This window comes from Bacillus infantis (genome assembly GCF_020171945.1).
Taxonomy (GTDB): domain Bacteria; phylum Bacillota; class Bacilli; order Bacillales; family Cytobacillaceae; genus Bacillus_AB; species Bacillus_AB infantis_A.
This window is the reverse complement of sequence record NZ_JAIVAP010000001.1, coordinates 334637-359505: the sequence shown is the minus strand read 5'-3', so window position 1 is coordinate 359505 and position 24869 is coordinate 334637. Positions and strand designations below refer to the sequence as shown.

The following is a 24869-nucleotide window of genomic DNA, read 5'->3' as shown; positions in this document are numbered from 1 at the left end:
TGGTAGTTATGGACAATCAAGACAGGAAAATGATCAGAATGAAAGATATCGTTAGGGAAGGAGACCCCATTTTACGGAAAAAAACAGCTGAAGTGACGGTCCCTCTCAATCAGGAAGACCATGATATCATGGAAATGATGATAGAATACTTAAAAAACAGCCAGAATCCTGAATTGGCCTCAAAATATCAGCTAAGACCTGGAGTCGGTCTCTCTGCAAACCAGATTGGGGAAGATAAAAGAATGTTTGCTGCCTTCTTCAGGGATGAAAAAGGGGATGTAAAAGAACTGAGGGTCTTCAACCCTAAAATCGTCAGCCATTCTGCGGCAATGGTCTATCTTCCAGAAGGGGAGGGCTGTCTTTCTGTCGACAGGGAGGTTAAAGGCTTTGTTCCCCGCTATGAAAGAATTAAGATTAGATATTCAGATGAAAAAGGGGAGAAGGTGGAGATGCGCCTAAAAGGGATTGCATCTGTCATTGTCCAGCATGAAATTGATCATCTGAACGGCATCATGTTTTATGACCGCATCAACAAAGACAATCCTTTCGAGCTGCCTGACGGTGCAGCAGCTGCTGAGTTGTTTTAATAAAATAAAAAACAGGTAAAAAAGGAGCGAATCGCTCCTTTTTTTAATATGGGTCGTTATCTGTGAAAGAAACCGAAGAGATGGCCTGTTCAATTGCCCGGTACGCCTGGCCGAAGGCTGCTGACGAGGAAGGGGTCCCTTCATTCAGAAGCTCTTTACTGCTGTTTCGGACATGTGTCAGACTGTTGATGAGATCCTGGATCATAATCTTTTTATCCCCGGCTGTTTCCTTTAGTACTTCAAGCTCATCGATGCATGAATCCAGATCCTGGGACTCAGGATGATCAAAATTTTCCTCCAGCAGCTGTTTAATATGCTCTAATTGTTCTTTCATATTGGATTCTCCCTATCAGACTTAAAATCGTGACAGTTTTTCTAGCTATGCAGGGAATAGACTTGATTTACAGAGGCTGCACACAGCAGGAGCGTCCATTCTCCTGACAAACCTTCTCAATTCCTACACCGCTAGTTTGGCTGTTCTCTATGGCTTTATACAATCTTTTTTCAAGACAAAAAAAGCAGCCGATTGGGCTGCTTTCTGCTTATCTTATACTGTTACAAGTCCTGCTTCCTGCAGATTCGATGGTTCGCCAACAATTTCCTGAACCTCTGCACCTTCTAGTGTTTCCTTCTTCAGAAGGGCTGCAACCAGGCACTCAAATTCGTATTCATGGGTTTTGATAAGCATTTCTGTTTTCTCCAAAGCCTGCTGGAACAGCTCTTGCATCTTGGCTTCTTTTTCCGACTTGACAAAGGTCAGCTTGAAACCGTCCTGGAATAAGCCGATTTCTACCATCTGCTCAAGGATATGCTTGGCCTGCTGGACATCGCCGCTGACCCCGATGCTGTGCTCCCCGAGGTAAAGCCTTTCAGCCACTCCGCCAGCCAGTATCATGCTGACCTGGTCCAGGAGCTCACTGCTGGTTGACAGATGAAGCTCCTTCGGAATAGGAGCTACATATCCCAGTGCCTGACCGCGTGGAATGATTGTAGCTTTTCTTACTGAGCCAGGCTTGGTGATGGCGGCAATCAAGGCATGCCCAGCTTCATGGATGGCAACCCTCTTTTTCGTCTCAGGGTCCTGAAGCGGACGTGTTGTGCTTCCAAGCACCGTTCGGTCGATGGCAAAATCAAGATCTTCTTTATCTATTTTTTCTTTCCCATTCCGGATGGCCCTTCTGCTTGCTGTCTCAAAGAGAGAGCTGATATCCGCTCCTGAGAAGCCGGAAGTGCTTTCGGCCAGTGCCGGCAGGGAAGCTGCCACATCTTCTGCAAGATGCTTGCCTTTTGTGTGGATGCTGATGATTTCCTGCCTTCCTTTAGTATCTGGAAGCGGAACAAGGAAAGAGAAGTCAATCCTGCCTGGACGGAGGAATGCATCATCAAGCATATCCTTTCGGTTGGTAGCGGCAATGAATAAAATGCCATCATTTGAGTGGCCGCCGTCAAGCTGGACAAGCAGCTCAGTCAATGTTTTCTCGCTTTCGTCCCCGCCATGCTGCTTCCGCTTGCCGGCAAGAGCATCGACTTCGTCAATAAAGACGACTGCAGGGGAATGCTTCCTGGCATTCTGGAATAAGCTCCTGACCCTAGAGGCGCCTACGCCTACAAACATTTCATTAAATGAAGATCCGCTGGTTGAAAAGAATGAAGCGCCGATTTCCTTGGCAATCGCCTGTGCAAGCAGCGTCTTGCCTGTACCAGGAGGTCCATAGAGCAGAATTCCCTTTGGCGGCTTCACACCAAGCTGGATGGATGCTTCCCGGTCTTTAATGATGGAAAGTGTCTGGAGAATTTCCTCCTTCATTTCCTCCTGAAGGCCCCCGATATCATCCATCGTGATGGAAGGAAGAGGCTTTGCCTTGCTGGCGCTGTTTTTCATAGAATTGGCGGTAGATATTCCTTTACCTGATTTTTGGAGATAAAGGCCGATCCCTGCAAAAAGGATCAGCGTTCCACCCAAAATCCAGAACGTATACGGATTTGCAGAAGAATAGGTGTACTGGATATTATAATTTTCGATCAGTTTGGCAACCATTTGGCTGTTTGGAGGCACCTGAGACACATACTCAGCTGTACCTGCGGTCAAATGGAGGGTGCCGTTTTTCATTTCTTTTAAAATGACAGTTTCACTTTGGTGATCCTGAATGATATTTTCTATGGAAGAAAAGGGAATGGTAACTTCTTTGCTGCCGGATAAACTGAACCACAGCGCAGCAGCAGCTATTAGAATGGCCAATGAAATAAGGGGGACAGGTTTCGAAATTTTTCTGAAAGTGGATTTCAACAATTTCCCTCCTAAATGAATCTATCTCCATTATAGGAAAACTTGTTCGGACTGTATAGATTTATGCATAGGAAAAAACATGTAATTATTGGTAAAAGGTTTTAGTCTCTATTTTACAGGGTATTTAAAAAGCTTCTTAACGAAGAAGTCGAGGACTGGCTTGTTAACAGCCGATACTCCCAAAATAATAAGAATTCCGCCGATGCTGCTGAATAATGGAATTTTCTCTCCCAGTATAAAGATTGCTGCCAGCAGTGTAAACAGCGGTTCCAGGTACATGATGACCGAAACCTGTGTCGCCTCGAGCACCTCAAGCGCCTTTCCCCAATACCAGTAGCCCAGAGCTGAAACAAAAATAGCAAGAAACAGCAGGTGCAGCCATCCATCGATAGGGAGGGTATACAGAACCTGATATTCCTGATTTCTTAAAAGAAATGGCAGAGTCGCCAAGCCGCCTATCAGGCTTGTCCAAAAGGTGACTGCAAGAGAAGAATAAGGTAATGCAAATTTCTTGGACAAGATGGAATATACCGCCCAATTAAAGGTGCTGAAAAGCAGGAGGAAATAACCAAGGCCAGGCCTGAACTGAAGTGTTCCCCCTGAATTTTCCGCCGAAATGGCCAAAACCCCTGTAATGGCAATCATCATTCCCCCAATTTTAAGGAAAGAAAGCTTTTCAGATAAAAAGAGGAAGGAAAGCAGACTAGTAAATACAGGCGTGAAAGAAATCATCCAGCCAGCAGCAGAGGCATCCAGCGTCAGCATGGCCGAAGCCTGTACCATTTGATGGATGAACACCCCCAGCACCGAAAGAATAAAAACATGGGCGAAATGCTCTTTTTTTATATAAAAGGATTCTTTGAATATTGTGAGAAGGCAGCCCAGGAAGATGGCAGCAATCATAAATCTTAAGGAAACCAGGGCACCAGGTGCCAAATAATCTACCAGCCATTTGACTGAAACAAAAGAAACTCCCCAGAACGCAATTGCCATAAGTGCGTACCATAAAGATAGAACTCGATTGCCCTGCATTATTCCCGCCTCCCATCAGCCTTCCATTATCTTTATTCAATAGGCAGGGAAAATAGAATGGAGGATGTAATTGACAGATAAGTCAGAAAGTCATAAATTGATAGTGTTAGGAAATTTATGCCAAAGGAGAGTGGTTTTGTGAAAATCTATCAAATTAATCGCTGCGGACAAATAGGGCAGGTGTCAGAATAGCAAGATGACAGTATGCTGAATCGGCCCATCCTAACAGTTTGTTCCCGGATGGAGGAATTGGCATGATGAAATTATCTGAAATGAAAGTATTCCTGGAAGATGAAGAAGCAGGCAGGATTATTAAGGACCTACTGCATAGCTGGGAATTTGATGAAAAATCAATACAATTGGTCAGGGCAAGCAGCAATTTCATTTTCCGTTTTCATGAGAAAGGGGAAGACCGGATCCTGCGGCTTACGCCCAATGCTTCCGCAGAAAGAATAAAGACCGAAATGGATTTTCTGCAGGAATTGCATAATAAATATGATTATTCTTTTTACCCTTTGTCAGCAAGGGACGGTTCAATCACAAAAACGGCAGACTACCGGCCAATCGGCAAACTGACAGCTGCTGTATTTCCATTCATTCATGGAGAGCTATATGAGGCCAGTGTTCTGGACAGCAGCCAGCTGGAGAATTGGGGGTCGGCCCTGGGTAAATTCCACCTTGCTTCACAAGGCTTTCATGAAAGTATTATTAAAGAGGCTGAAACTTTGCTTCAAAAGCTTGAGTGGATTGATATAACCCTGAAAAACAGCAATAAGGCAGTAAGGAGAGAATTTGAGGCTGTTTCCGATTGGATGATGAATCTCCATTCTGCAGAGGGAAGAGAGGGGATCATTCATTTCGATTTTGAACTCGACAACATGATCTGGGATGGGGAAAAAATCCATCCAATTGATTTTGAAAGTTTTTCATATTCCTGGTTTGCTGCTGATATTGCTTTTGCTTTAAGGGATTTGCCTATAGGGAGAAGGGGATACGATTGCTTCATAGAAGGGTACAGACGCCATATGGACATATCTGAAGAAGAACTGTCCTGGATTCCGATGTTCCAGAGGTGGCACGATTTATATACTCATGCTGCAGTGAGCAGGGCTCGCGATATAAATTTTACTTCAGGGCAGGAGTCCCATTGGCTATATCAGCTTAATGAAAAGCTGAATAGAAAATTGCGGCAGTATATCTTGACAATCGAAAATAAGTAGCGTATATTTAATTCCAACAAAACTTATAGGAATACTCTTATCCAGAGAGGCGGAGGGAATTGGCCCTATGAAGCCTCGGCAGCAGACTCTTAGTGAGAACTGTGCCAAATCCAACAAGCGGAAGCTTGGAAGATGAGAGGAGCGGCAGCCATTCGTGCATAAAGCCCCTTCTGCTTCCGGGCCACCGGACAGAAGGGGTTTTTTTATTGAAGGAAAAATTAACAATGACAAAAGAAGATAAAAAGGATCAGCTGATTTCAGAACTGCTGTCCATGGGTATATACAAACAAAAAGGCCGGCAGCTGTTTCAGGTGCCGTATGAAGAACTTCTAAAACTTTATCAGGAAAACAGATCTTACAAGAATGAAAAGAGGGAAGGGACTATATATGTCAGAAAGCATTAAAATACCTTGGAAGGATAAGCACCTGTGCGGATCGGTGGATTTTCCGGCAGGATTCAGAAAAAACCGCCGCTATCCCCTGGTCATTATCTGCCATGGGTTTACAGGCAGCCGTATTGGCGTCGACAGGCTATTCGTAAAAGCTTCCAACCGGCTCACTGCCGATGGGTATCTTGTCCTCCGCTTTGACTATGAGGGCTGCGGGGAAAGCCCGGGTGAGTATGGTGAATCAGGTCTTCCCGAATTGCTGGAGCAGACTTTATCTGCCGTCGATTTTGCAGGGAAGCTTAAATATGCAGATCCTCATTCGCTTTCTCTCATTGGCCACAGCCTCGGCGGCGCCGTTGCCGTTCTGGCTGCAGCAAAGGATGACCGCATCCGGAAGCTAATCATATGGTCGGCTTCTGCAAAGCCATATCAAGATATCGCTTCCATTGTCGGCAGCGAAAAGGTAAAGGCACTGGACAAGGAAACTTCACTGGATTATTTGGGCTATCAATTAACGGAAAAATATTTTTCTTCACTGAAAAAATATGAACCATTGGAAGAGCTTGCGGCATACCGGAGCGATGTCCTGATTGTGCATGGAACAGCAGATCGGGATATCCCCGTATCCCACTCACGACGGTATGCAGAAGAATTCAGTAAGCGGAAGGAAGGATCATGTTCCCTGCATTATGTAGAAGGAGCCTGCCACACCTATTCAGCAGGCCGCAGCTTTACAGAGCTGATCGATATCACCTCGGAATGGCTCAATGCTTTCAGGGAGCAGCAGTCATATGCATACCTATAAACGGAAGAAACGCTGAAAAGGACCGGGATTTAAAAAATCCGGTCCTTTCTGGTCATTTTAGGATTCTATCCAGGTAGCGGCGGAGAGTTTTTTCTATTCTGCCCGGTTTCAGACGTTCAGGTTCGAGCATGCTGTGCAGGGCTAGACCGTCAATGAAACTGTATAACATTTCAGTCTCAAGGTCCAGATCCAGGCCATCCTTCAGCTCGCCATTGGACTTTAGGAAGTCTATCATTTGAACAATCCCCGTATGAATCCCCTGCATCAGGCTGCGGAATTCTTCCTTTTGCCTGCTGTAAGCAATGAACGCAAACCAGACCTCCATTTCTGCCATTTTCTCATCTGTGGTTGGAATGATTTCAAGCAGGATTTTGTGAACCTTTTCCCTTGGCGGCAAATCCTTTGATGCGATCTCCGAAACCCTGTTTATCACATTTTCATTTACCAGCTTCATGGCATAGACAAGCAGTTCATCTTGTGTGGAAAAGTAGTGGCGCAGGGCGCCAAGAGAAACACCGGCCTCTGCTGCGATATTGCGGACAGACGCACCTTCCATTCCTTTATCCAGAATAACCTGCCAGGTGGCTCGGGCAATTCTTTTTTTCCTTTGTTCATGATCAACTATTTTAGGCATGGTTTCAGTTTAACAGACCATAACAAAGGTTTCAATTTTAAATAATACACTTGTACTGCCAAAATTATGATGTTATGATGAGTTTAAACAATTCAAGAATACTGGAAGGGGAAGTTATGAACTGGATACTGTGGGTTATCATCGGGTGTGAAGCCGGCTTTTGGGTTTTAATATTGGCCGGCCTTTCTATGCGTTATCTTTTCGGAAAAAAGAAAACCGGTCTCATCCTGCTCGCAATGACTCCTGCAGTGGATCTGATTCTGCTGGCAGCAGCGGCATTGGATTTATACAGAGGCTCAGAAGCAACACAGGCACATGCATTGGCTGCCGTATATATCGGTGTGTCGATTGCTTTTGGAAAAAGTATGATCCAGTGGGCTGACGAAAGGTTTTTATATTACATCGCCAAAAAGGGCAAACGGCCGGAAAAAAGATATGGCTGGGATCATGCAAGGCACAATATAAAAGGTTTTGCGAAACATGCGGCTGCATATCTCATCGGAGCTGCATTGCTGATGGGAACTGTGCTTATCGCAGATGATCCGGGAAGAACGGAAGCTCTATCCGGAGCTGTGAAAATATGGTCGGTTGTTCTTGCAGCAGATTTGATTTATTCTATCAGTTTTTTTATCTGGCCTAAGGCCCCTCAAAAGAACAAAGAGATGAATATATGACAGAATATTCCGCCTCTATCTTCAAGGCGGGATATTCATATGTTCTCTTTTTTCAGTTCTTCCTCAACAACCAGAACAGGTATCTCCCTCTTCTCCAGCTCTTCAATGAATTCCTTCCTATGTTTAAGCGAATTCATGCTGATATTAAAAGGAGGAAATCCGGTTCCTTGATTGATCTTCACCAATCTTTTCTTTCTGGCAGGAAGCCTTTCTATGTACTTTTCTTCATCCTTCACGATAACCCCGAGGAAAGCACTGCCATGGACCTCATATGGAAAGATACCCTCAAAATCTTCCCAGACAATCAGCCCAGGGCCGCCTGGTCCATTGACTTCCAGACCCTCTGTGCTGAAAGTAACCAATGGGGCTTTATCAAAAATCATTCTTGCAAAAAGCAGGGCACACCCGAATAACAGAACAGCAAAAAGAGAATAGATAATCAGCATAAACAGCTCCCTGTTTTCCCCATTTAAAACCATATCGGCAGCCAGCCAGGCAAAAAATACACCAGCAGCCAATACAATCAGCATAAACAGAAGGAACTTTACTTTAGCCGCATAAAATCGTTTTTCCATCTTGTTCCCCCTCATTCATTTATTGGTTCCAAATGGAAAAATACCCCTTTTTCTGAAATGTAAACCCAAAAAATACATACTAAAGCAATAATTCGAAATTCGAAACGTTTGAGTAGAATTTAAATATAAAAAGAGAAATAATAGAAGCAATCATAATTTAAGGTGTGGTTTTTTATGTCCCAGCAAGACTTTACACAAGGGAATATCCTGAAGCAAATGTTCATTTTTTCTACTCCCATCATGCTGACGAACCTGCTGCAGGTTTCCTACCAGTTCGTAGACAGCCTTTGGGTGGGGAATCTGCTCGGTGCTTCTTCCCTCGGCAGCATTGCCGTTTCCAGCACAATCATATTCACGGTTCTGTCATTCATTATTGGAATCAACAATGCCGCTTTGACAATTCTGTCACAGCAAAAGGGAGGAGATGATGAAAAAGGGCTGAGGCAATATCTCAATAGTTTTGTGATCATCCTCACCCTGCTTTCGCTGGCTCTGGGTGCAGCAGGATATCTGGCTTCAAAGCCTATCCTTCAATGGCTCGATACACCTGAGGCAATGATCGCGGAAGCAGACTCATATTTAAAAATCAATTTTCTCGGCATCCTTTTTTTATTTGGATACAATTTTATCGGCACAATCCTTCGTTCCCTGGGGGACAGCAGGACGCCGCTGATTTTTGTGCTGGTTGCAGTAGCTCTTAACAGTGTGTTGGACCCAATATTCATTTCGGCCCTCGGCTGGGGAATCGATGGAGCTGCATATGCCACTCTTGTAGCTCAAGGTGCCGCATTCATTTCTGGCATGTATATTGTCCTGAAAAGAAAGCTCGCCCCATTCTCACTGCCATTCATGCCGCAGAAGGCTGAAGTGTGGACTATTCTCAAATTAGGCATACCGTCAGGTCTACAGATGATGGTGATCTCAGCTGGTGTTATGGCCATAATGAGTGTGGTGAATTCCTTCGGGACTGACACGGTTGCAGGCTTTGGGGCAGCGCAGAGGATTGACAGCCTGATCATGCTGCCGGCTTCGGCGCTCGGCACGGCCGTCAACAGCATGGCAGGGCAGAATATTGGGGCAGGTCAATGGAAAAGGGTTCATAAAATAGCGCTGTATGGATCACTTTATAATTTAGTCATCATGCTTATGATTGCCGGAGCGGCTGTGCTATTGGCAAAAGCGGGGATATCACTGTTCATTTCCGATCCGGGAGCCGTTGAGTTTGGTACAGGCTATCTTGCATCAATCGCTTTCTTCTATCCGTTCCTCGGACTCAATTTCGTATTAAATGGCATAGTAAGGGCAGCAGGGGCCATGTTCCAGGTGCTTGTGCTCAATATCATCTCATTTTGGGTGCTGAGGTACCCTTTGACCTACCTGTTCGCACAGTGGATAGGGGAAGAGGGGATTGCATACGGAATGGGAACAAGCTTTGTTATCAGCAGTGTAATTGCTTTTTCGTACTATAAATTCGGTCGATGGGACCGGAAAAGGCTGTTTTCACCTGAAAATTAACTCCTGGGATACATGAGTGCGGAGAAAAAAGGGAAGTCATGTATCCCAACAGGCTCCTGGGATACATGAGTGTTGAGAAAAAAGGGAAGTCATGTATACCACCAGGCTCCTGGGATACATGAGGGCGGAGAAAAAAGGGAAGTCATGTATCCCAACAGGCTCCTGGGATACATGAGTCCGGAGAAAAAAGGGAAGTCATGTATCCCAACAGGCTCCTGAGATACATGAGTACGGAGAAAAAAGGAAGTCATGTATCCCAACAGGCTTCTGGGATACATGAGTGCGGAGAAAAAAGGGAAGTCATGTATCCCAACTGGCTCCTGAGATACATGAGTCCGGAGAAAAAAGAAGTCATGTATCCCATCAAGCTCCTGAGATACATGAGTGCGGAGGAAAAAGGGAAGTCATGTATCCCAACAGGCTCCTGAGATACATAAGTCCGGAGAAAAAAGGGAAGTCATGTATCCCATCAAGCTCCTGGGATACATGAGTGCGGAGAAAAAAGGGAAGTCATGTATACCAACATGCTCCTGGGATACATGAGTGCGGAAAAAAAGGGAAGTCATGTATCCCATCAAGCTCCTGAGATACACGAGTGCGGATATTAAAAGGAACTCATGTATCCATTGGAGATCTGGATACATGACTCGGCTGCAAGCTGCTTGTCATTTACTATTTTCAAAAGTTACCTCTTTTTTATATAGAAAACTCACCTTCATCTTTTCCTAAAAAGAGTTGTCCTTTAGTTTTACAGCTTTTACTATATTTCCACTTAGTTCATGCTGAGACACTCCACCAAAGAGTGTCTCTTTTCAGCTCTCCGATCGCTTCTCACTCTCCCGCAAGCTATACAAATATTGCTCCAGCTTTTCTTTGATTTCTTCGTTTTTTAATGCAAATTCAATTGAAGCCTGCAGAAAACCGAATTTATCACCGGTATCATAGCGATTGCCTTCTATCAGACATGAATACATGGGCCCTTTTTTCAGGAGCTGCGACAGTGCTTCAGTCAGCTGGATTTCTCCAGAAGGATCAGGCTGAAGGGTCTCCAAAATAGGAAATACCTCAGGTGTCAGGACATAGCGCCCGATGATTGCCTGGTTGGTCGGGGCTGATTGCTTCGGAGGCTTTTCGACCAGCCGTTCAATTTTACAAAGATTGCCTGCTTTAAATGAATAATCGATGATCCCGTATTTGGAAACATCTTCCCACGGGATTTCTTTTGCGCCGACCATGCAGGCTCCAGTTTCCTTGAATTGGCTGATCATCTGCAGGAGGGCAGGGGTACCTGAATCGACCAGGTCATCACCGAGGAGGACAGCAAAAGGTTCATTCCCTATAAATTGTTTTGCACAAAGAACCGCGTGCCCGAGCCCCAAAGGCTCCTTTTGCCGTACATAATGGATGGAAGCGAGATTCGAAGCCGCTTCCACTCTCTTTAAGAGTTCGGTTTTGCCGGTTTTCTTCAGCATCAGCTCAAGTTCGACCGACTTATCGAAATGGTCTTCAATAGCGCGTTTATTCCTCCCGGTAATAATGATGATATCCTCAATGCCGGAAGCGATGGCTTCCTCTACGATGTATTGGATGGCAGGTTTGTCGGCAACCGGCAGCATTTCCTTTGGCTGGGCTTTTGTGGCGGGCAGAAAACGGGTGCCAAGGCCGGCTGCCGGAATGACCGCTTTTCTGATCATGCTTAATACCTCCCAGCTGATTATACGAAGCTAAGTGCACTCATCTGAACATATGAACAGGGACAAACGGGATATGCACCTTTTAATCAGGAAAAAAAGGAATAGTTCTCCTGAAGCCCGCACAATTTAATATCAATGCAAGAGTTGGCGGGGTGTATGAATTGACCGGAAATCTATTCCTGAAAGACAGAAAAAATATTGTCATGGCGCTCGCTGTCATTGCCTTGTATGTAAGCCCATTATTCATTCTAGGGGAAGATGCGCATATACGCGTCCATGACAACCTGGATTCTAATCTGGCCTGGTATAAAGTCCTCAGAGAAAGCGGGCAGACTTTTGGAACAGCAGAGGCTGTCGTCCCGCAGGTCATCAACGGCCTGCCGCGCAATGCCTTCGGAACTGAACTCAGCGGCATCGTCTGGCTATTTTCTATTTTTCCGACCATGATAGCCTATGCCCTCAATCAGCTTTTTACAAGATGTGCCGCCTTCATGGGCATGTACCTTTTGCTGAAAAGTCATTTTATCAAGGATCCTGAATGGTCTGCCATCAGGGTAGGCACAGCGCTTGCATTCGCGCTGACTCCATTTTGGCCATCAGGAATGCTGAGCACGCTTGGTATGCCCCTTGCCTTATGGGCTTTTTTGAATATAAGGAAGGGGAAGGCGGACTGGAAAAGCTATCTAGCGCTCGCGCTGCTTCCTTTTTACTCCAGCTTTGTTCTCGGATTTTTCTTCTTCCTTGCTGCAATGGGTGGCTTATGGCTGTTTGACCTGTTCAGGGGAAAAGGCCTTAATCTGCGGTTCTTTGCGGCTATTGCCGGCATGACACTTTTATATCTGCTGGTTGAGTACCGCCTTGTCCACTCCTTTCTTTTCCTGGAAGAAGACAACAGCCGTGATGAATATTTTCATGCTCGGCTGACATTTGCCCATTGCATCAGGCTCGCCTTTAAGAACTTCGTTTTGGGCCATACCCATGTCATGACAGTTCATGGCCTGATTATCCTGCCTGTCACTCTTTATGCTTTATTCCTGGTCTTGAAGAATAAAAGCTGGCGTCAGGAGAGAGTTTATGTATTTTTATTTGCCTTTAATTTTCTTCTGTCCTTCTGGTATGCTTTCTGGTTTTATAAAGGATGGCTTCCGTTGACAGAGCGATTTCATTTTATGGACACCTTCAATTTTGCCAGGTTCCATTTTTTGCGGCCGCTTATCATTTATATGGGATTCGCGCTCGCTTTAAGGGTTGTCTGGACATCTTCGAAAACCCGAAAGAGCATCCTTGCCGTCATTATCGCTCAAATTATTTTGCTTGGAGCCTTCAATGAAGAAATCATTTACAGCAGGAAGCCATCGGTTAAAGAATTCTACGCAGAAAATTTATTCTTGGAGATAGGAAAATACATAGACAGGCCAAAGGAGGATTACCGGGTCGCAAGCATAGGCATCCATCCGGCAATCGCCCAGTATAACGGCTTTTATACCCTTGATACGTATAATAATTTCTACCCGCTCACCTATAAGCACAGGTTCAGGAAAATAATTGCGGAGGAATTGGCAAAAAATAAGACTATACGCCGCTATTTTGATGAGTGGGGAGGAAGATGCTATATCTTTACAGCGGAACTGGGGAAGCATTATATGTTCAAAAAAAATTCAAATAAGAAGCTTAAAAATCTCGAATTGGATACCGCTGTCTTCAAAGAAATGGGCGGACAATATATTTTTTCTGCCGTGCCGATTTTAAACAGCATGGAAAATGGGCTTGAGCTGGAGAGAGAATTCACAACAGGGGATGCTGCCTGGAAGATTTATCTGTATAAGGCAATATAGACATCTAGGAGGAAGCAGAATGACTGAAACCATATTGACTATCGTTGTACCCTGCTATAACGAAGAAGAGATGCTGGCATATACGATGGCGGAACTTGGCAGGCTGCTGGAGGACCTTGAAACTGAAGGGCTGATTTCCAGCTCGAGCAAGCTTTTGTTTGTTGATGACGGAAGCAGGGACAGGACATGGAATCTCATCCATAAAGAAAGCCTGAAATCAGAACGGGTGACAGGGCTTAAGCTGTCCAGGAACTCAGGGCACCAAAATGCCCTTCTTGCAGGAATATTCACCAGCATGAAATCATCTGATTGCATTGTTACAATCGATGCTGATCTGCAGGATGATCCCGGGGCTATAAGGGAATTCCTGAAAAAATATCATGAAGGCTGTGATATTGTCTATGGAGTGAGGAGCAAGCGGGAAGAAGATACCTTTTTCAAACGGGCCACCGCACAGGGTTTCTATAAAATGATGGCCAAGCTTGGTGCCAGCCTGATCTACAATCATGCCGATTTTCGCCTCTTAAGCAGGCGCGCTGCAGAGGAGCTGGCACAGTATGGAGAAACCAATATGTTCCTGAGGGGAATCATCCCACTTATTGGCTTCCGCTCTGCCCAGGTATTATATGAGCGGAAAGAGCGGATGGCAGGAGAGACGAAATATCCGCTGAAAAAAATGATTTCCTTCGCCCTCGACGGATTAACTTCTTTTTCAGTGACGCCGATCCGGCTGGTCTTAATGGCAGGCATCGTTTCATCGGTGATCAGCGTCCTTTTCGGGACTTATTTTCTTTTTCTTAAATTTACAGGAAGCACTGAAGCAGGGTGGACATCCCTCATTTCTTCCATCTGGCTCATAGGCGGGGTGCAGCTTACCGCTATCGGGATGATTGGTGAATATATAGGCAAAATCTATAAAGAAACGAAAAGGCGTCCCAGATTCATCGTTGAAATCGATACCTATACACTGCCTGCGTCACTTCAGCTGAAAAACAGGGAGATGGAGCAGGATGAAGGATACAGCATCAAGTATCGCCAGCTTCCTGAAACCAACTGATACAATTATCAGGTTCCTGCTGGTCGGCCTAATCAATACGCTGATCGGGCTCGGCAGCATTTATATTCTATTGTGGGCAGGGGCTGGGTACTGGCTCTCCACGTTCCTGGGAAATGCTGCTGGTGCTGTGACAAGCTATTTTCTTAATAAAGCTTATACATTTAAAAGCTCACAGCCTTTTATAAAAAGCAGTCTTCTCTTTGCGAGCCTTGCTGCAAGCTGCTATTTTATTTCCTACAGCCTGGCAAAGAAGCTGGCATTGATTTTGGACAGCCATCTGCCATTCTATCCTGAAACGGCGGCAGTCCTATTTGGAACCTTATTATATACAGTGTTGAATTATTTGGGACAGAAATATATTGTGTTTAAAAGGTAGGCAGCTTCCATTAAGCTGTCTACTTTTATTTCCTTTTTAAATTGCTGAATGTTTTGATAATTATGGTAATATTAGGTGAGTGAAAGGAGGAGCCGCGGTCCTTTATGGATATGGAACAGAGTATGAATTCTTTCTATCTGCTGAAACATATGATCCGGCCGGTTGAAAAACTATATAGCAGATTTGGTTTAGTAGAAAATTTAACATAAAGTAGAGGCGTGAAAGCGATGTTTATAGTAAATGTTGAAGGAGCAGTCCACAAAGAAGGAAAATGGCTGATCGGAAAAAGAAGCAGCCAGGAAAGCCACGCGGGGGGAATGCTGGCTCTGATCGGAGGCAAGGCGGAGAGGGAAGGCCACTCAAAAGATATTTTAGAAAGAACAGTAAAAAGAGAAATCCTTGAGGAAACTGGAGTACTGATAAAAGACGAAATGGAGTATGTATGCAGCAGTTCTTTCATAACGGATGATGGATGCCATGTGATTGACATTGTTTTTCTGTGTGAATACGAAAGCGGGGAAGCCAGTCCGGTCTGTCCTGATGAAAACGAAGAAGTGATGTGGATGAGCAGCAGAGAAATTCTTGAGCAGCCGGATGCGCCTGTATGGCTGACGGGGAGCATTGCAGCTGCAGAAGATCTCTTAGATAAAAGGAGGCAACGAGCAGACACAGGCAGGACGGTTTAGCAGTGAAGGAGGGCTATTTTAAACAAAAAGGAGGTGCACCTAAATGGAATTCAACGTAAATGGTGAGCATTTGATTGATAGCATTAGTGAGGCGGCAAGGATCGCTGAGGGAAGCCATGGTGAAACTGCTGGCAGACTGGTTATGATAGAAGCGCACAGCGGGGGTCTTTCTGTCTCTTCCGGTAGCGGGGACCGGTCTGTAGTTTTTGAGCTACCATTAATAAACGGCAGGGATTCCGGCCTGAATATACTGGTACATGGAAAGCTCGCAGCTGATGGAAGAATGCTTTCTGAAGTCATCAGGAAAATACCTGGCCGTTTAAGCATCAAAGCTTCAACTTCACATAAAATCTCCATAAGTTCAACAGACGGGCAGATTTCTGCAACGATTGCAGGTTTCCCTTTAGAACAGCTTCCTGATTTCGCATATGGTGAGTTTCCTTATATTTATAAATTGGAAACATCAGATCTTGCTGCAGGATTGAAGAATACAGCTGCATGTGCGGCAAATACAAGTACAAGGCCAATACTGGAAGGCATTAACCTGGCATTTGATGAGGATGGGCTGACATTCACGGCGACGGATTCAAGCCGGCTTGCCATGTGGAAGGCTGCCGGATCTGCCGGATTCAGCAAGTCATTCACCCTGCCGGCAAGGAATGCAGCAGAATTGCTCAAATTGATAGGAAAGTCACCAAGCGGAGAAGCAGCAATTTATATATCCGATTCACAGGCAGCATTCACCACCTCAACGTTCCGGTTCTGTTCTTCGCTTCTGATTGGCAGATTTCCCTCTTCGGAGAATCTGATGCCGGAAGGATGCAAAACAGAGTTAGTTATCAATAGGAAGCAACTGCTTCAAGGAGTAGAGCGGTCGATGATATTTGCAGGAGTAAGAAGGAACTCTCTTGTTTCCATATTTGCAAAGGATGAAAACACCATCATCATGTCTTCTCCAAAATCTGAAATGGGCATGATTGAGGAGGTGCAGGAACTGAGGAGCATCAGCGGAGAAACAGGGGCTTCAGCAGTCATAAATGGGAGTTATCTCGCGGATGCACTGAAAGGGACAGATTCAGAATATATAATAATAAGGCTTTATGGAACAATGAAGCCAATCCTTATATCTTCTTCTGCTGAGGCCAACTATTTTCAGCTCATTTCTCCTGTCAGGACTGCATCCGGGATGTTCCTTGAGAACAGACAGATGCAAAAGCAGTACTAAAGCTGAAAGATTATAAAATCTCTCTTAGGGGGATCAGCAAACAGAAAAAGAAGAATTTTATCAAAAGAGGGATTGGACTGTATCCAGTTGGCAGGCTGTATAAAGGAAGCCAGCTGGAAAACGGCCAAAGCGGGGAGGGAAGCAGGAGGTATATTTCCTCCCATCCAGGCTTTTTCAGCTGAAAGGAGGCATGCCGCGGCCGATTTCCTTAATAATGCTGGTAATGGATTCAATATCCTGGGTTTCAAGTCCAAATGCATTTTTAATCTTTTTTTCTATATTGTCTGAAACATTCCGTTTTCCGATTTCAATTAAAGCAACCAATGAAAAGCTGCAATTAATCATTTTGGCAAATTCACGCTGTGAAAGATTATAGTTCTTTCTGATAAATTTAATGATTTCTTTATCCAAAGTTAAATCTCCTTTTTTCTTTTATTTTCATATTATAAAAGAAAGTGAAGAACTTCACTAGTGAAATATAAAAATAAAAGAAGGAAGGAAAAGAAAAAAACGGCTTTTGAGTTAAAGCAGATGCTTGGCTGGCTGATCTCCGCATGGTATCCGGCTATAGACAAACCACCTGTTCAAAAACTCGACTTTGAGCTTTTCGCCAGGCTTCAATTTTTCACTTTCATTTACCACTACAAGCTTCTGACCTTCCAATTCCACTGTTTTCTCGTCCACTGCGTCAGCTATATATACTTTGAAAATGACTTTATTGAACCAATATGGATTAAGCTTGCCTTTAATATCAAGGATATTCTTCATCTTAAAGCCTCCTTTCAGTCCATTTATTAAGTGATATTTTTGAAAATTTAAATAATATGACAAATACTGCATTATTTTATTAAATGCATACCCGGTTAGAGAATATAAAAACCAGGAAAGCTGATGGTTTGAATAGAACATGCGTTCTGAAATATACTAAAGTATAGTCAGGGCAAAGAAAATTCCCTGCAGGAAAATGAATCTGTACATAGGGGAAGGATCACATGAAAAAATGCCTTTACTGCCAGGCAGCCGGGAATCTCTTTCCCCTCAAAGAGTGGAACAGAGAGCGGACGAATTATTATTGCAGCAAGCATTATGATCAGGTGCGGAAATTCCAGGAAAGAGAACAAAGGGAATTCTTCGACTATTTCAGACAGCATCCAAAACTTCTGGAATATCTCAGCAGCAGAAGCCTTGAGCTTTATAAGAGGCTTGAAAAAAAGTTCAGCAAGGGGGAACAGCATGGCAATTCCGATTGTTAAGAAATATCCTCTTTTCCTGACAGGTGGAATGATATATAATGCACTATAGTACTAATTACATAACGTAACCACAAGGGGAGCGCAATGCTGAGAGTGAACTTATGTTCTGACCCTTTGAACCTGTTAGATAATTCTAGCGCAGGGATGTGGATGGATGGGTGTTTGTATACCCGCTTCCTGATCAGTTCTCCCTTGAGGTTTGCGTTAATTCTGACAAAAGGGGAGAATTTTTTATGAGAAAATTAGGGCTGGTTGCCTTGATTGAAGCATCTTTTTTTGCGGCTTTCGCTGTCATTCTTGATCTGCTTCCTTCTATTAAACTGACACCTGCAATATCCATATCCATTGCAATGGTGCCCATCTTCATTCTTTCGTTAAGATGGGGATGGAAAGCGGGCTTCATTTCAGGATTTTTATGGGGAATTCTCCAGATTGTCATGGGTGACGCCTGGATGGTGACGCCCCTGCAGACCTTCATTGAATACTTCGTTGCTTTCGCCTTTATTGGCTGTGCTGGCTTCTTTGCTCTTACCGTCCAGAAGAGCCTGGCTGAAGGTAAGAAGGGGCAGGCTCTTGGGTGGGCTGCCGCAGCAGTTTTCCTTGGCAGTGCGGGGAGATATTTCTGGCACTTTCTTGCAGGTATGATTTTCTTTGGAAGCTATGCACCTGAGGGGATGTCTCCTTTTGTATATTCCCTCATGATCAATGGGATAACGATGCTCGGTTCAGCGATCTTATGTACAGCCGTATTGTGGCTCCTGCTTTCTGCTGCACCGCGCCTGATACAAAGGAAACAGGGGTATTATGCAGCCGAAGAGCATAAATTGGCAAACTGATAACCATCTGCACAAAGCGGTCCCTTCTGGCGAATCAGCCAGAAGGGATTGCTTTTGTCTTCTGGAACGGGAAATTGAAGAGAATTGCTGAAAAATGCTTTCATTCGACAAAATTTGGTATATAATAAGTTACGCTATTATACTAAAGTGATAAACTGGCCTATGAGGCATAACAAACTGGACAATACGCCAACTATATTTATAGTAAAGGAGATTGAGATGACAGATAAGTTTATTATCCGCTTTGAAAATGTCACAAAACAATATGACAATGACAGTCCTGTCCTGGACGGTGTCAGCTTTGATATAGAAAGGGGAAAGTTCTACACGCTCCTCGGTCCTTCAGGCTGCGGAAAAACGACGATCCTGCGCCTGATTGCCGGATTCATCGAGCCGACAGAAGGATCTATTTTCTTCAATGGGCAAAAAATCAATAAAGTTCCTGCCAACAGGAGGCAGGTAAATACCGTATTCCAGGATTATGCACTTTTCCCTCATTTAAATGTATTTGAAAATGTGGCATTCGGATTACGCATCAAAAAAATGAAAAACCAGGAAATCAATGAGCAGGTGAAAGAGGCGCTCAAGTTCGTCAACCTGGAAGGCTACGAACAGAGGGAAATCAAAGAAATGTCAGGCGGACAGAGGCAGCGTGTCGCGATTGCGAGGGCAATAGTCAATAAACCGGAAGTCATCCTCCTGGATGAGCCTCTTTCTGCACTTGACCTGAAGCTGAGGACGGAAATGCAGTATGAGCTGCGTGAGCTGCAGAGAAGGCTTGGCATTACCTTTATCTTTGTCACACATGACCAGGAAGAGGCGCTTGCCCTTTCTGATGAAATATTTGTGCTGAATAAAGGCCGGATTGAGCAGAGCGGAACACCTACTGATATTTATGATGAGCCAGTCAACCGTTTTGTGGCCGACTTCATCGGTGAGTCTAACATCGTCGTGGGGACCATGCTTACCGATTATCAGGTTGAATTTACAGGCAGGAAATTTGAGTGTGTCGACGCCGGATTTGATCTGAATGAAAGGGTCGAAGTGGTCATCAGGCCGGAGGATATGGAAATTACGCCGAGCGAGCAGGGCAAACTGCAGGTCCGTGTGGATTCCCAGCTTTTCCGTGGTGTCCATTACGAAATTTCCTGCTTTGACAAAGATGGAAATGAGTGGCTTGTCCATTCAACACGCAAAGCGCGGGTAGGGGATGAAATCGGCCTTCACTTTGATCCGGAAGCCATCCATGTCATGAGGCCCGGGGAATCTGAGGAAGAATTTGACCGCAGGCTGGAGGCTTATCAAGAGGAAAGCCATGAGAAATAATCAGACCCGCAACCTCTACCTGATCCCATATTTGCTGTGGATCATTCTATTTGTCGTAACACCTTTGTTTTTGGTGCTGTATTATTCATTCTTTGATATAGAAGGGCAATTCACATTCGGTAACTACCAGAAATTCTTCACACCCGTTTATCTGAAAATGACTTTGAGCTCTTTCTGGTATGCGTTCCTGATTACCGCCTTTTCTTTACTGATTGCCTATCCTACTGCCTACCTGCTTACAAAGACCAGGCATAAGCAGCTCTGGCTTTTAATGATCATTATTCCTTCCTGGATCAATCTGCTGCTCAAGGCTTATGCCTTTCTTGGCATCTTCGGGACTTACGGGGCAGCCAACAGCTTCCTTGAAGTAATCGGAATAGGCTCAAGGCAAATACTGTTTACCGATTTCAGTTTTGTTTTTGTATCAGTATACATTTTCCTGCCTTTCATGATATTGCCGATTTTCAATTCGCTTAATGAATTGAATTCGTCCCTCATCGATGCATCCAATGATCTTGGTGCATCGTCCTGGACAACTTTTACCCGGGTCATTTTCCCGTTAACGCTTGATGGAGTTAAATCAGGCTGCCAGGTAGTTTTCATCCCTGCGCTTTCCCTCTTCATGCTTACCCGCCTGATTGCAGGGAACAGGGTAATCACCCTGGGCACTGCCATAGAACAGCATTTCCTTGTCACACAGGATTGGGGGATGGGCTCCACCATTGCCGTATTCCTGATCCTTACGATGGTGATTATCATGCTTATGACCGGAAATCGCAGGAGGGGGGCATAGCATGGGGAAATTATCTAAATGGTCATCACTTTATCTGATCCTTGTATTTTTTGTTCTTTATGCGCCAATATTTTATCTAATGTTTTATTCTTTCAACAGCGGCGGGACAATGTCGCATTTTGAAGGCTTCACGCTTGACTGGTATAAAGAGCTTTTTGCTGATGCAAGGCTATTGATCATCGTGCTGAACACGATCATCATCGCCCTGCTGTCGGCTGCCATATCAACGATCATCGGAGTGGCCGGTGCACTGGCCATTTTTTATGTAAGAAAGCGGCAGGTCAAGAGCACACTTTTATCATTGAACAATATTTTGATTGTCAGCCCTGATGTCATCATAGGTGCTTCCTTCCTAATTTTGTTTACGATGATCGGGATTAAGCTCGGATTCACATCGGTCCTGCTCTCTCACATCGCTTTCTGTGTTCCTATCGTCGTTATCATGGTGCTGCCGAAAATCCAGGAAATGAGCCCTACACTTGTGGATGCGGCAAGGGATCTGGGGGCAAGCCGTTTCGATGTCCTGTCGAAGGTTGTTCTGCCATATATCACGCCAGGCATTTTTGCCGGATTTTTCATGGCACTGACCTATTCACTCGATGATTTTGCGGTCACTTTCTTTGTAACGGGGAATGGTTTCACCACATTATCGGTTGAAATCTACTCACTTGCCCGGCGCGGGGTGTCGTTGAACATCAATGCACTGTCCACGCTGCTGTTCCTGTTCACACTTATACTCGTGATTGGCTATTATTTCATCACCCAGAAAAATGCGAAGCCGAATGGAATGGGGGTCAAAAAATGAAACAGCTCGGAAAAGCCCTGCTGGTCATTGCCGTCATTTCTGCACTTCTGCTGTATGGAGTCTCTAAACTAAATTCTTCACAGGGCTATTCCAGCGGGAATACGCTGACCGTCTTTAACTGGGGAGACTATATTGATGCAGAGCTCGTGGACCGCTTTGAACAAGAAACAGGCATCAAGGTAATCTATGAAACCTTTGACAGCAATGAAGCCATGATGACCAAGATTGAACAAGGAGGGACAGCCTATGATATTGCCGTTCCGTCTGAATATGCAATTGAAAAAATGAAAGAAGAAGATTTGCTTTTGCCAGTGGATCATTCAAAAATTCCAAACCTGAAATATATCGATCCCAGGTTCATGGACTTGGCATTCGATCCTGACAATGAATACTCTATCCCTTATTTCTGGGGAACGGTCGGTATAGCGTATAATACAGATCTGCTTGGCGACAAAGAAATCACCAGCTGGAATGATCTCTGGGATGAAGATCTGCGAAATCAAATACTCCTTATTGACGGTGCAAGAGAAGTGATGGGAATGGGCTTGAATTCCCTCAATTATTCCCTTAATGATCAAAATAATAAGCATCTAAGGGAAGCTAAGGAAAAACTTGATTCCCTTACACCGAATATCAAAGCCATTGTCGGGGATGAAATCAGGATGCTGCTTGAAAACGATGAAGCAGCCATAGGTGTTGTCTGGTCAGGGACTGCTTCAGAGCTGATGTGGAAGAAGGACAATATTGAGTATGTACTCCCTGAGGAAGGGACTAACCTGTGGTTTGATAATATGGTCATTCCGAAAACGGCTAAAAATGTGGATGCCGCCCACCAGTTCATGAACTTCATGCTTGATCCTGAAGTGGCTGCCCAGAACACCGAATATGTTGGCTATTCTACGCCGAATAAAGAGGCGCTGAATTACTTGCCAGAAGAAATTGTCAGTGACAAGCGCTTCTATCCGGACCCGGAAATGACCAAAAAGCTGGAAGTTTACGAGAACCTTGGGAAAAAAATGCTCGCACATTATAATGAACTGTTTTTGGAATTCAAAATGCACAGTAAATAATAGCAGCGGCTGGAGGAATCTCCAGCCGCTTTTCTGCATTTCAGCATGAACGCTGCCCATGAGGGGAATCCTACTTTTAAAAACAGAAGGGGGCAGTCATGTATTATATCAGCGGAAACATCGTTTCAGGAGAATATGATGACCAGACAGAACAGTTTTCCATCAGCATGATTAAACACTTTAAGACCCAATCCATTTTGACTAAAAATCAGGCTATACAGCTTCTTGACTACCTCTACAGACATAAAGACGAGGAGGGAGGCCAGGTTATCACTTTAAATGACCAGATGCCTCTGCGCATCTCATCCGAAGAAATCAATAGTCTGATACTTGACCTTGAAAGGATTAAATCCCACTTTTAAAGAGCTGACATCAGAAAGCGGCCGATAAAGGCCGCAGCGTAAGAGGCATCTGTCCGGGAAAGGCATCATATAAAGCAATAAGGCTACTGTCTGTTTTGAAGCCTTTCCAGCTCCTCTGAAATCCTTCCTTCTTCTATGCGGCTGAAAAGAGGGGCGATAGGGCCGAGTCTTTTCTCTGCAACCCCAGACTCTTTCCATTCCAGAATATGTGTATTCACCTGCAGCATGTTATTTATCTTCCTGCTGGAGAAAGGGAGGAAGGGGTTCAGAAGCCTCGCCAGATTTTTGATGATGTACACACATGTCTGCATTGCATCTGCACATTTTTGCGGGTCGCTTTTAATCGTTTTCCAGGGCTGTTCACTGTCAAAATATTTATTGGCCGAGCGTACGAAGGCGAATATCTCTTCAAGCGCTTCTTTGAGCTTTGCGCCTTCGATCTTTTCTCCGGTACTATCATATAAATGCAAAATATCCTCCTGTACAGCTTCACTTAATTTTCCTTCCGGTATCATGCTGTCATAATATTTTTCGATAAACTTAAAAGTCCTGTTGACCAGATTGCCATATGCCCCAAGCAGCTCGCTGTTATGGCTGTAAATGAATTCCCGCCAGGAAAAGTCAGCATCCCTGTTCTCAGGAGCATTGACAGCAAGGAAATACCGGATAGAATCCGGTTCATATCTTTCAAGTATGTCAGGGACCCAGACTGCATAATTCCTGCTTGTTGAAAGCTTCTTTTTCTCAAGGGTAAGATATTCGCTGGAAACCATCCGCGCTGGTTCCCCAGGCAGCCCTATCCCCATTTGAATAGCCGGCCAGATGATGGTATGGAAAGGGATATTGTCTTTCCCATGCACATAATGAGATATAACATTACTATCCCAGAACTTGCTGCCATCCTTGCCCTGCTGGCGGGCCCATTCCCTGCTGGCTGAAAGATAGCCAATCACCGCTTCAATCCATACATATATTTTTTTCTTCTCCATTCCTTCAACAGGAACTGGCACCCCAACATCCAAATCTCTAGTTGCCGCCCGGTCCTGCAGCCCCTCAGTTAAATATCTTCTTGTCAGGCTGATGCTGTTGTCCCTCCACAAATGGCGGGAGCGTGCCTTCTCGGACAGCTCTTCAAGCTCCCCCTGAAAATGGCTCAGCCTGAAATAATAATGTGCAGTTTCTTTCATTTCCGGCGGTGTCCCGCATATTTTACAGGATTTTTCCAGAAGGTCGGCCGGCTCAAGTATGGCAGAGCAGGCATCGCATTGATCACCGCGTGCATGGCTGCCGCAGGAAGGGCAGGTTCCCTCGACATACCTGTCAGGAAGAAACTGGTCACATGTCCGGCAAAAAGTCTGTTCAATCATTTTTGGAACAAGATAGCCATTTTCCAGGAGCGTCAGAAATACCTCCTGTACAGTCTGATGATGATGCGGGGCATCTGTCCTTGTATAAAAATCGTAAGTAAAACCCAGCTGTTTAAAACCCGCTGTGAATTCGCTGTGATAGCGGTCAGCTATTTCTTTTGGTGATTTGCCTTCATTTTTTGCCCTGATCGCTATGGGTGTTCCATTGCAGTCGCTCCCGGACACATACAGGACTTCTTCGCCCTTCATTCTGTAATATCTTGCAAGAATATCTCCGGGCAGCAGACTTGCAATGTGCCCGAGATGAAGGGAACCGTTTGCGTAGGGCCATGCCCCGCCAATAAATATAGCCATTATCGATCTCCTCCTTTTTTTCATCGGCAAATTTTTATATTAAACAAAAAAGCCCCGTCCTTCTCTATGGATATATAGAAAAGGACGGGGCTTGCCCGCGGTACCACCTTTA

Annotated in this window: 28 protein-coding genes, 2 riboswitches and 1 other annotated feature (1 of these 31 cut by a window edge); of the genes, 19 read left to right on the top strand and 9 right to left on the bottom strand. The window is 44.7% G+C overall.

From position 1 onward, the window contains the following. Positions 1–8 precede the first annotated feature (8 nt). Positions 9–587: a peptide deformylase gene (gene def / locus LCM00_RS01785; RefSeq protein WP_224897301.1), complete on the top strand. Its 579-nt coding sequence runs from the start codon at positions 9–11 to the stop codon at positions 585–587. A 43-nt stretch (positions 588–630) separates the two neighbouring features. On the opposite strand, the gene LCM00_RS01780 is transcribed toward def, so the two are convergent. The 3 genes from LCM00_RS01780 to LCM00_RS01770 form a co-directional block, all read right to left on the bottom strand. Continuing rightward, positions 631–921: a hypothetical protein gene (locus LCM00_RS01780; protein WP_224897299.1), complete on the bottom strand. Its 291-nt coding sequence runs from the start codon at positions 919–921 to the stop codon at positions 631–633. Positions 922–1134: 213 nt separating this feature from the next. Continuing rightward, complete coding sequence (locus LCM00_RS01775; RefSeq protein ID WP_224897297.1) at positions 1135–2874, bottom strand: AAA family ATPase; 1740 nt, start codon at positions 2872–2874, stop codon at positions 1135–1137. A 108-nt stretch (positions 2875–2982) separates the two neighbouring features. After that, positions 2983–3906, bottom strand: coding sequence for a DMT family transporter (locus LCM00_RS01770; protein WP_224897295.1), 924 nt, complete (start codon positions 3904–3906; stop codon positions 2983–2985). A gap of 254 nt (positions 3907–4160) precedes the next feature. On the opposite strand from LCM00_RS01770, the gene LCM00_RS01765 reads away from it, so the two are divergent. From LCM00_RS01765 to LCM00_RS01755, 3 genes are all read left to right on the top strand, one after another. After that, the gene (locus LCM00_RS01765) at positions 4161–5126 is read left to right on the top strand and encodes a phosphotransferase enzyme family protein (protein ID WP_224897293.1); all 966 of its coding nucleotides are present in this window, start codon (positions 4161–4163) and stop codon (positions 5124–5126) included. A 34-nt stretch (positions 5127–5160) separates the two neighbouring features. Next, positions 5161–5265: riboswitch (SAM riboswitch) on the top strand. A 67-nt stretch (positions 5266–5332) separates the two neighbouring features. Then, positions 5333–5530 (top strand): Fur-regulated basic protein FbpA, encoded by a 198-nt coding sequence (locus tag LCM00_RS01760; RefSeq protein ID WP_224897291.1) that lies wholly within the window; start codon positions 5333–5335, stop codon positions 5528–5530. Then, entirely contained in the window at positions 5514–6320 is an 807-nt protein-coding gene (locus LCM00_RS01755; RefSeq protein ID WP_224897289.1) for an alpha/beta hydrolase, read from the top strand. The genes LCM00_RS01760 and LCM00_RS01755 overlap by 17 nt, the downstream gene beginning before the upstream one ends. A gap of 52 nt (positions 6321–6372) precedes the next feature. Here the strand turns inward: LCM00_RS01755 and LCM00_RS01750 are convergent, their stop codons facing one another. Next, on the bottom strand, positions 6373–6954 hold the full coding sequence (locus LCM00_RS01750) for a TetR/AcrR family transcriptional regulator (protein WP_224897287.1): 582 nt from the start codon (positions 6952–6954) through the stop codon (positions 6373–6375). A 116-nt stretch (positions 6955–7070) separates the two neighbouring features. Here LCM00_RS01750 and LCM00_RS01745 point away from each other — a divergent pair, with 116 nt between their 5' ends. Beyond that, entirely contained in the window at positions 7071–7628 is a 558-nt protein-coding gene (locus LCM00_RS01745) for a hypothetical protein (RefSeq protein WP_224897285.1), read from the top strand. A gap of 35 nt (positions 7629–7663) precedes the next feature. Here the strand turns inward: LCM00_RS01745 and LCM00_RS01740 are convergent, their stop codons facing one another. Continuing rightward, positions 7664–8203 carry an STM3941 family protein gene (locus LCM00_RS01740; protein ID WP_224897283.1) on the bottom strand — a complete coding sequence of 180 codons (540 nt, stop codon included), beginning with the start codon at positions 8201–8203 and terminating at the stop codon, positions 7664–7666. Positions 8204–8377: 174 nt separating this feature from the next. Between LCM00_RS01740 and LCM00_RS01735 the strand changes: the two genes are divergently transcribed. Both LCM00_RS01735 and LCM00_RS01730 read left to right on the top strand, forming a co-directional pair. Continuing rightward, complete coding sequence (locus LCM00_RS01735) at positions 8378–9718, top strand: MATE family efflux transporter (RefSeq protein WP_224897281.1); 1341 nt, start codon at positions 8378–8380, stop codon at positions 9716–9718. A gap of 224 nt (positions 9719–9942) precedes the next feature. Then, complete coding sequence (locus LCM00_RS01730) at positions 9943–10146, top strand: hypothetical protein (RefSeq protein ID WP_224897279.1); 204 nt, start codon at positions 9943–9945, stop codon at positions 10144–10146. A 384-nt stretch (positions 10147–10530) separates the two neighbouring features. Here LCM00_RS01730 and galU read toward each other — a convergent pair whose 3' ends face one another. Continuing rightward, complete coding sequence (gene galU / locus LCM00_RS01725) at positions 10531–11412, bottom strand: UTP--glucose-1-phosphate uridylyltransferase GalU (protein WP_224897277.1); 882 nt, start codon at positions 11410–11412, stop codon at positions 10531–10533. Positions 11413–11573: 161 nt separating this feature from the next. Between galU and LCM00_RS01720 the strand changes: the two genes are divergently transcribed. The 5 genes from LCM00_RS01720 to dnaN all read left to right on the top strand — a co-directional run bounded on the left by LCM00_RS01720 (position 11574) and on the right by dnaN (position 16591). Continuing rightward, a complete protein-coding gene (locus LCM00_RS01720; protein WP_263623188.1) occupies positions 11574–13247 on the top strand; it encodes a DUF6044 family protein in 1674 nt (557 codons plus the stop codon). A gap of 19 nt (positions 13248–13266) precedes the next feature. Beyond that, on the top strand, positions 13267–14304 hold the full coding sequence (locus LCM00_RS01715; protein WP_224897273.1) for a glycosyltransferase family 2 protein: 1038 nt from the start codon (positions 13267–13269) through the stop codon (positions 14302–14304). After that, complete coding sequence (locus LCM00_RS01710) at positions 14258–14680, top strand: GtrA family protein (protein WP_224897271.1); 423 nt, start codon at positions 14258–14260, stop codon at positions 14678–14680. The genes LCM00_RS01715 and LCM00_RS01710 overlap by 47 nt, the downstream gene beginning before the upstream one ends. 227 nt (positions 14681–14907) lie before the next feature. Further along, complete coding sequence (locus tag LCM00_RS01705) at positions 14908–15366, top strand: NUDIX hydrolase (RefSeq protein WP_224897268.1); 459 nt, start codon at positions 14908–14910, stop codon at positions 15364–15366. Between the two features lie 43 nt (positions 15367–15409). Then, positions 15410–16591 carry a DNA polymerase III subunit beta gene (gene dnaN / locus LCM00_RS01700; RefSeq protein ID WP_224897266.1) on the top strand — a complete coding sequence of 394 codons (1182 nt, stop codon included), beginning with the start codon at positions 15410–15412 and terminating at the stop codon, positions 16589–16591. A 174-nt stretch (positions 16592–16765) separates the two neighbouring features. On the opposite strand, the gene LCM00_RS01695 is transcribed toward dnaN, so the two are convergent. Next, complete coding sequence (locus LCM00_RS01695; RefSeq protein WP_224897264.1) at positions 16766–17002, bottom strand: helix-turn-helix transcriptional regulator; 237 nt, start codon at positions 17000–17002, stop codon at positions 16766–16768. 111 nt (positions 17003–17113) lie between these two features. After that, on the bottom strand, positions 17114–17359 hold the full coding sequence (locus LCM00_RS01690) for a hypothetical protein (RefSeq protein WP_224897262.1): 246 nt from the start codon (positions 17357–17359) through the stop codon (positions 17114–17116). Between the two features lie 224 nt (positions 17360–17583). On the opposite strand from LCM00_RS01690, the gene LCM00_RS01685 reads away from it, so the two are divergent. From LCM00_RS01685 to LCM00_RS01655, 7 genes are all read left to right on the top strand, one after another. Beyond that, a complete protein-coding gene (locus tag LCM00_RS01685; protein WP_224897260.1) occupies positions 17584–17844 on the top strand; it encodes a hypothetical protein in 261 nt (86 codons plus the stop codon). 63 nt (positions 17845–17907) lie between these two features. Further along, a riboswitch (TPP riboswitch) is annotated at positions 17908–18006 on the top strand. A gap of 71 nt (positions 18007–18077) precedes the next feature. Next, entirely contained in the window at positions 18078–18680 is a 603-nt protein-coding gene (thiT, locus tag LCM00_RS01680; RefSeq protein ID WP_224897258.1) for an energy-coupled thiamine transporter ThiT, read from the top strand. A gap of 219 nt (positions 18681–18899) precedes the next feature. Further along, entirely contained in the window at positions 18900–20006 is a 1107-nt protein-coding gene (locus tag LCM00_RS01675) for an ABC transporter ATP-binding protein (protein ID WP_224897256.1), read from the top strand. Continuing rightward, a complete protein-coding gene (locus tag LCM00_RS01670) occupies positions 19996–20799 on the top strand; it encodes an ABC transporter permease (protein WP_224897254.1) in 804 nt (267 codons plus the stop codon). Before LCM00_RS01675 ends, LCM00_RS01670 begins: the two co-directional genes overlap by 11 nt. 1 nt (position 20800) lies before the next feature. After that, a complete protein-coding gene (locus LCM00_RS01665; protein WP_148975120.1) occupies positions 20801–21604 on the top strand; it encodes an ABC transporter permease in 804 nt (267 codons plus the stop codon). Next, on the top strand, positions 21601–22674 hold the full coding sequence (locus LCM00_RS01660; protein WP_224897251.1) for an ABC transporter substrate-binding protein: 1074 nt from the start codon (positions 21601–21603) through the stop codon (positions 22672–22674). Before LCM00_RS01665 ends, LCM00_RS01660 begins: the two co-directional genes overlap by 4 nt. 98 nt (positions 22675–22772) lie before the next feature. Next, complete coding sequence (locus LCM00_RS01655) at positions 22773–23036, top strand: hypothetical protein (protein ID WP_224897249.1); 264 nt, start codon at positions 22773–22775, stop codon at positions 23034–23036. An 83-nt stretch (positions 23037–23119) separates the two neighbouring features. Here the strand turns inward: LCM00_RS01655 and metG are convergent, their stop codons facing one another. Continuing rightward, positions 23120–24757, bottom strand: a complete 1638-nt coding sequence (gene metG, locus LCM00_RS01650) for a methionine--tRNA ligase (protein WP_224897247.1) — start codon at positions 24755–24757, stop codon at positions 23120–23122. A gap of 77 nt (positions 24758–24834) precedes the next feature. After that, positions 24835–24869 (bottom strand) — a binding site (T-box leader); it runs 217 nt beyond the window's last position.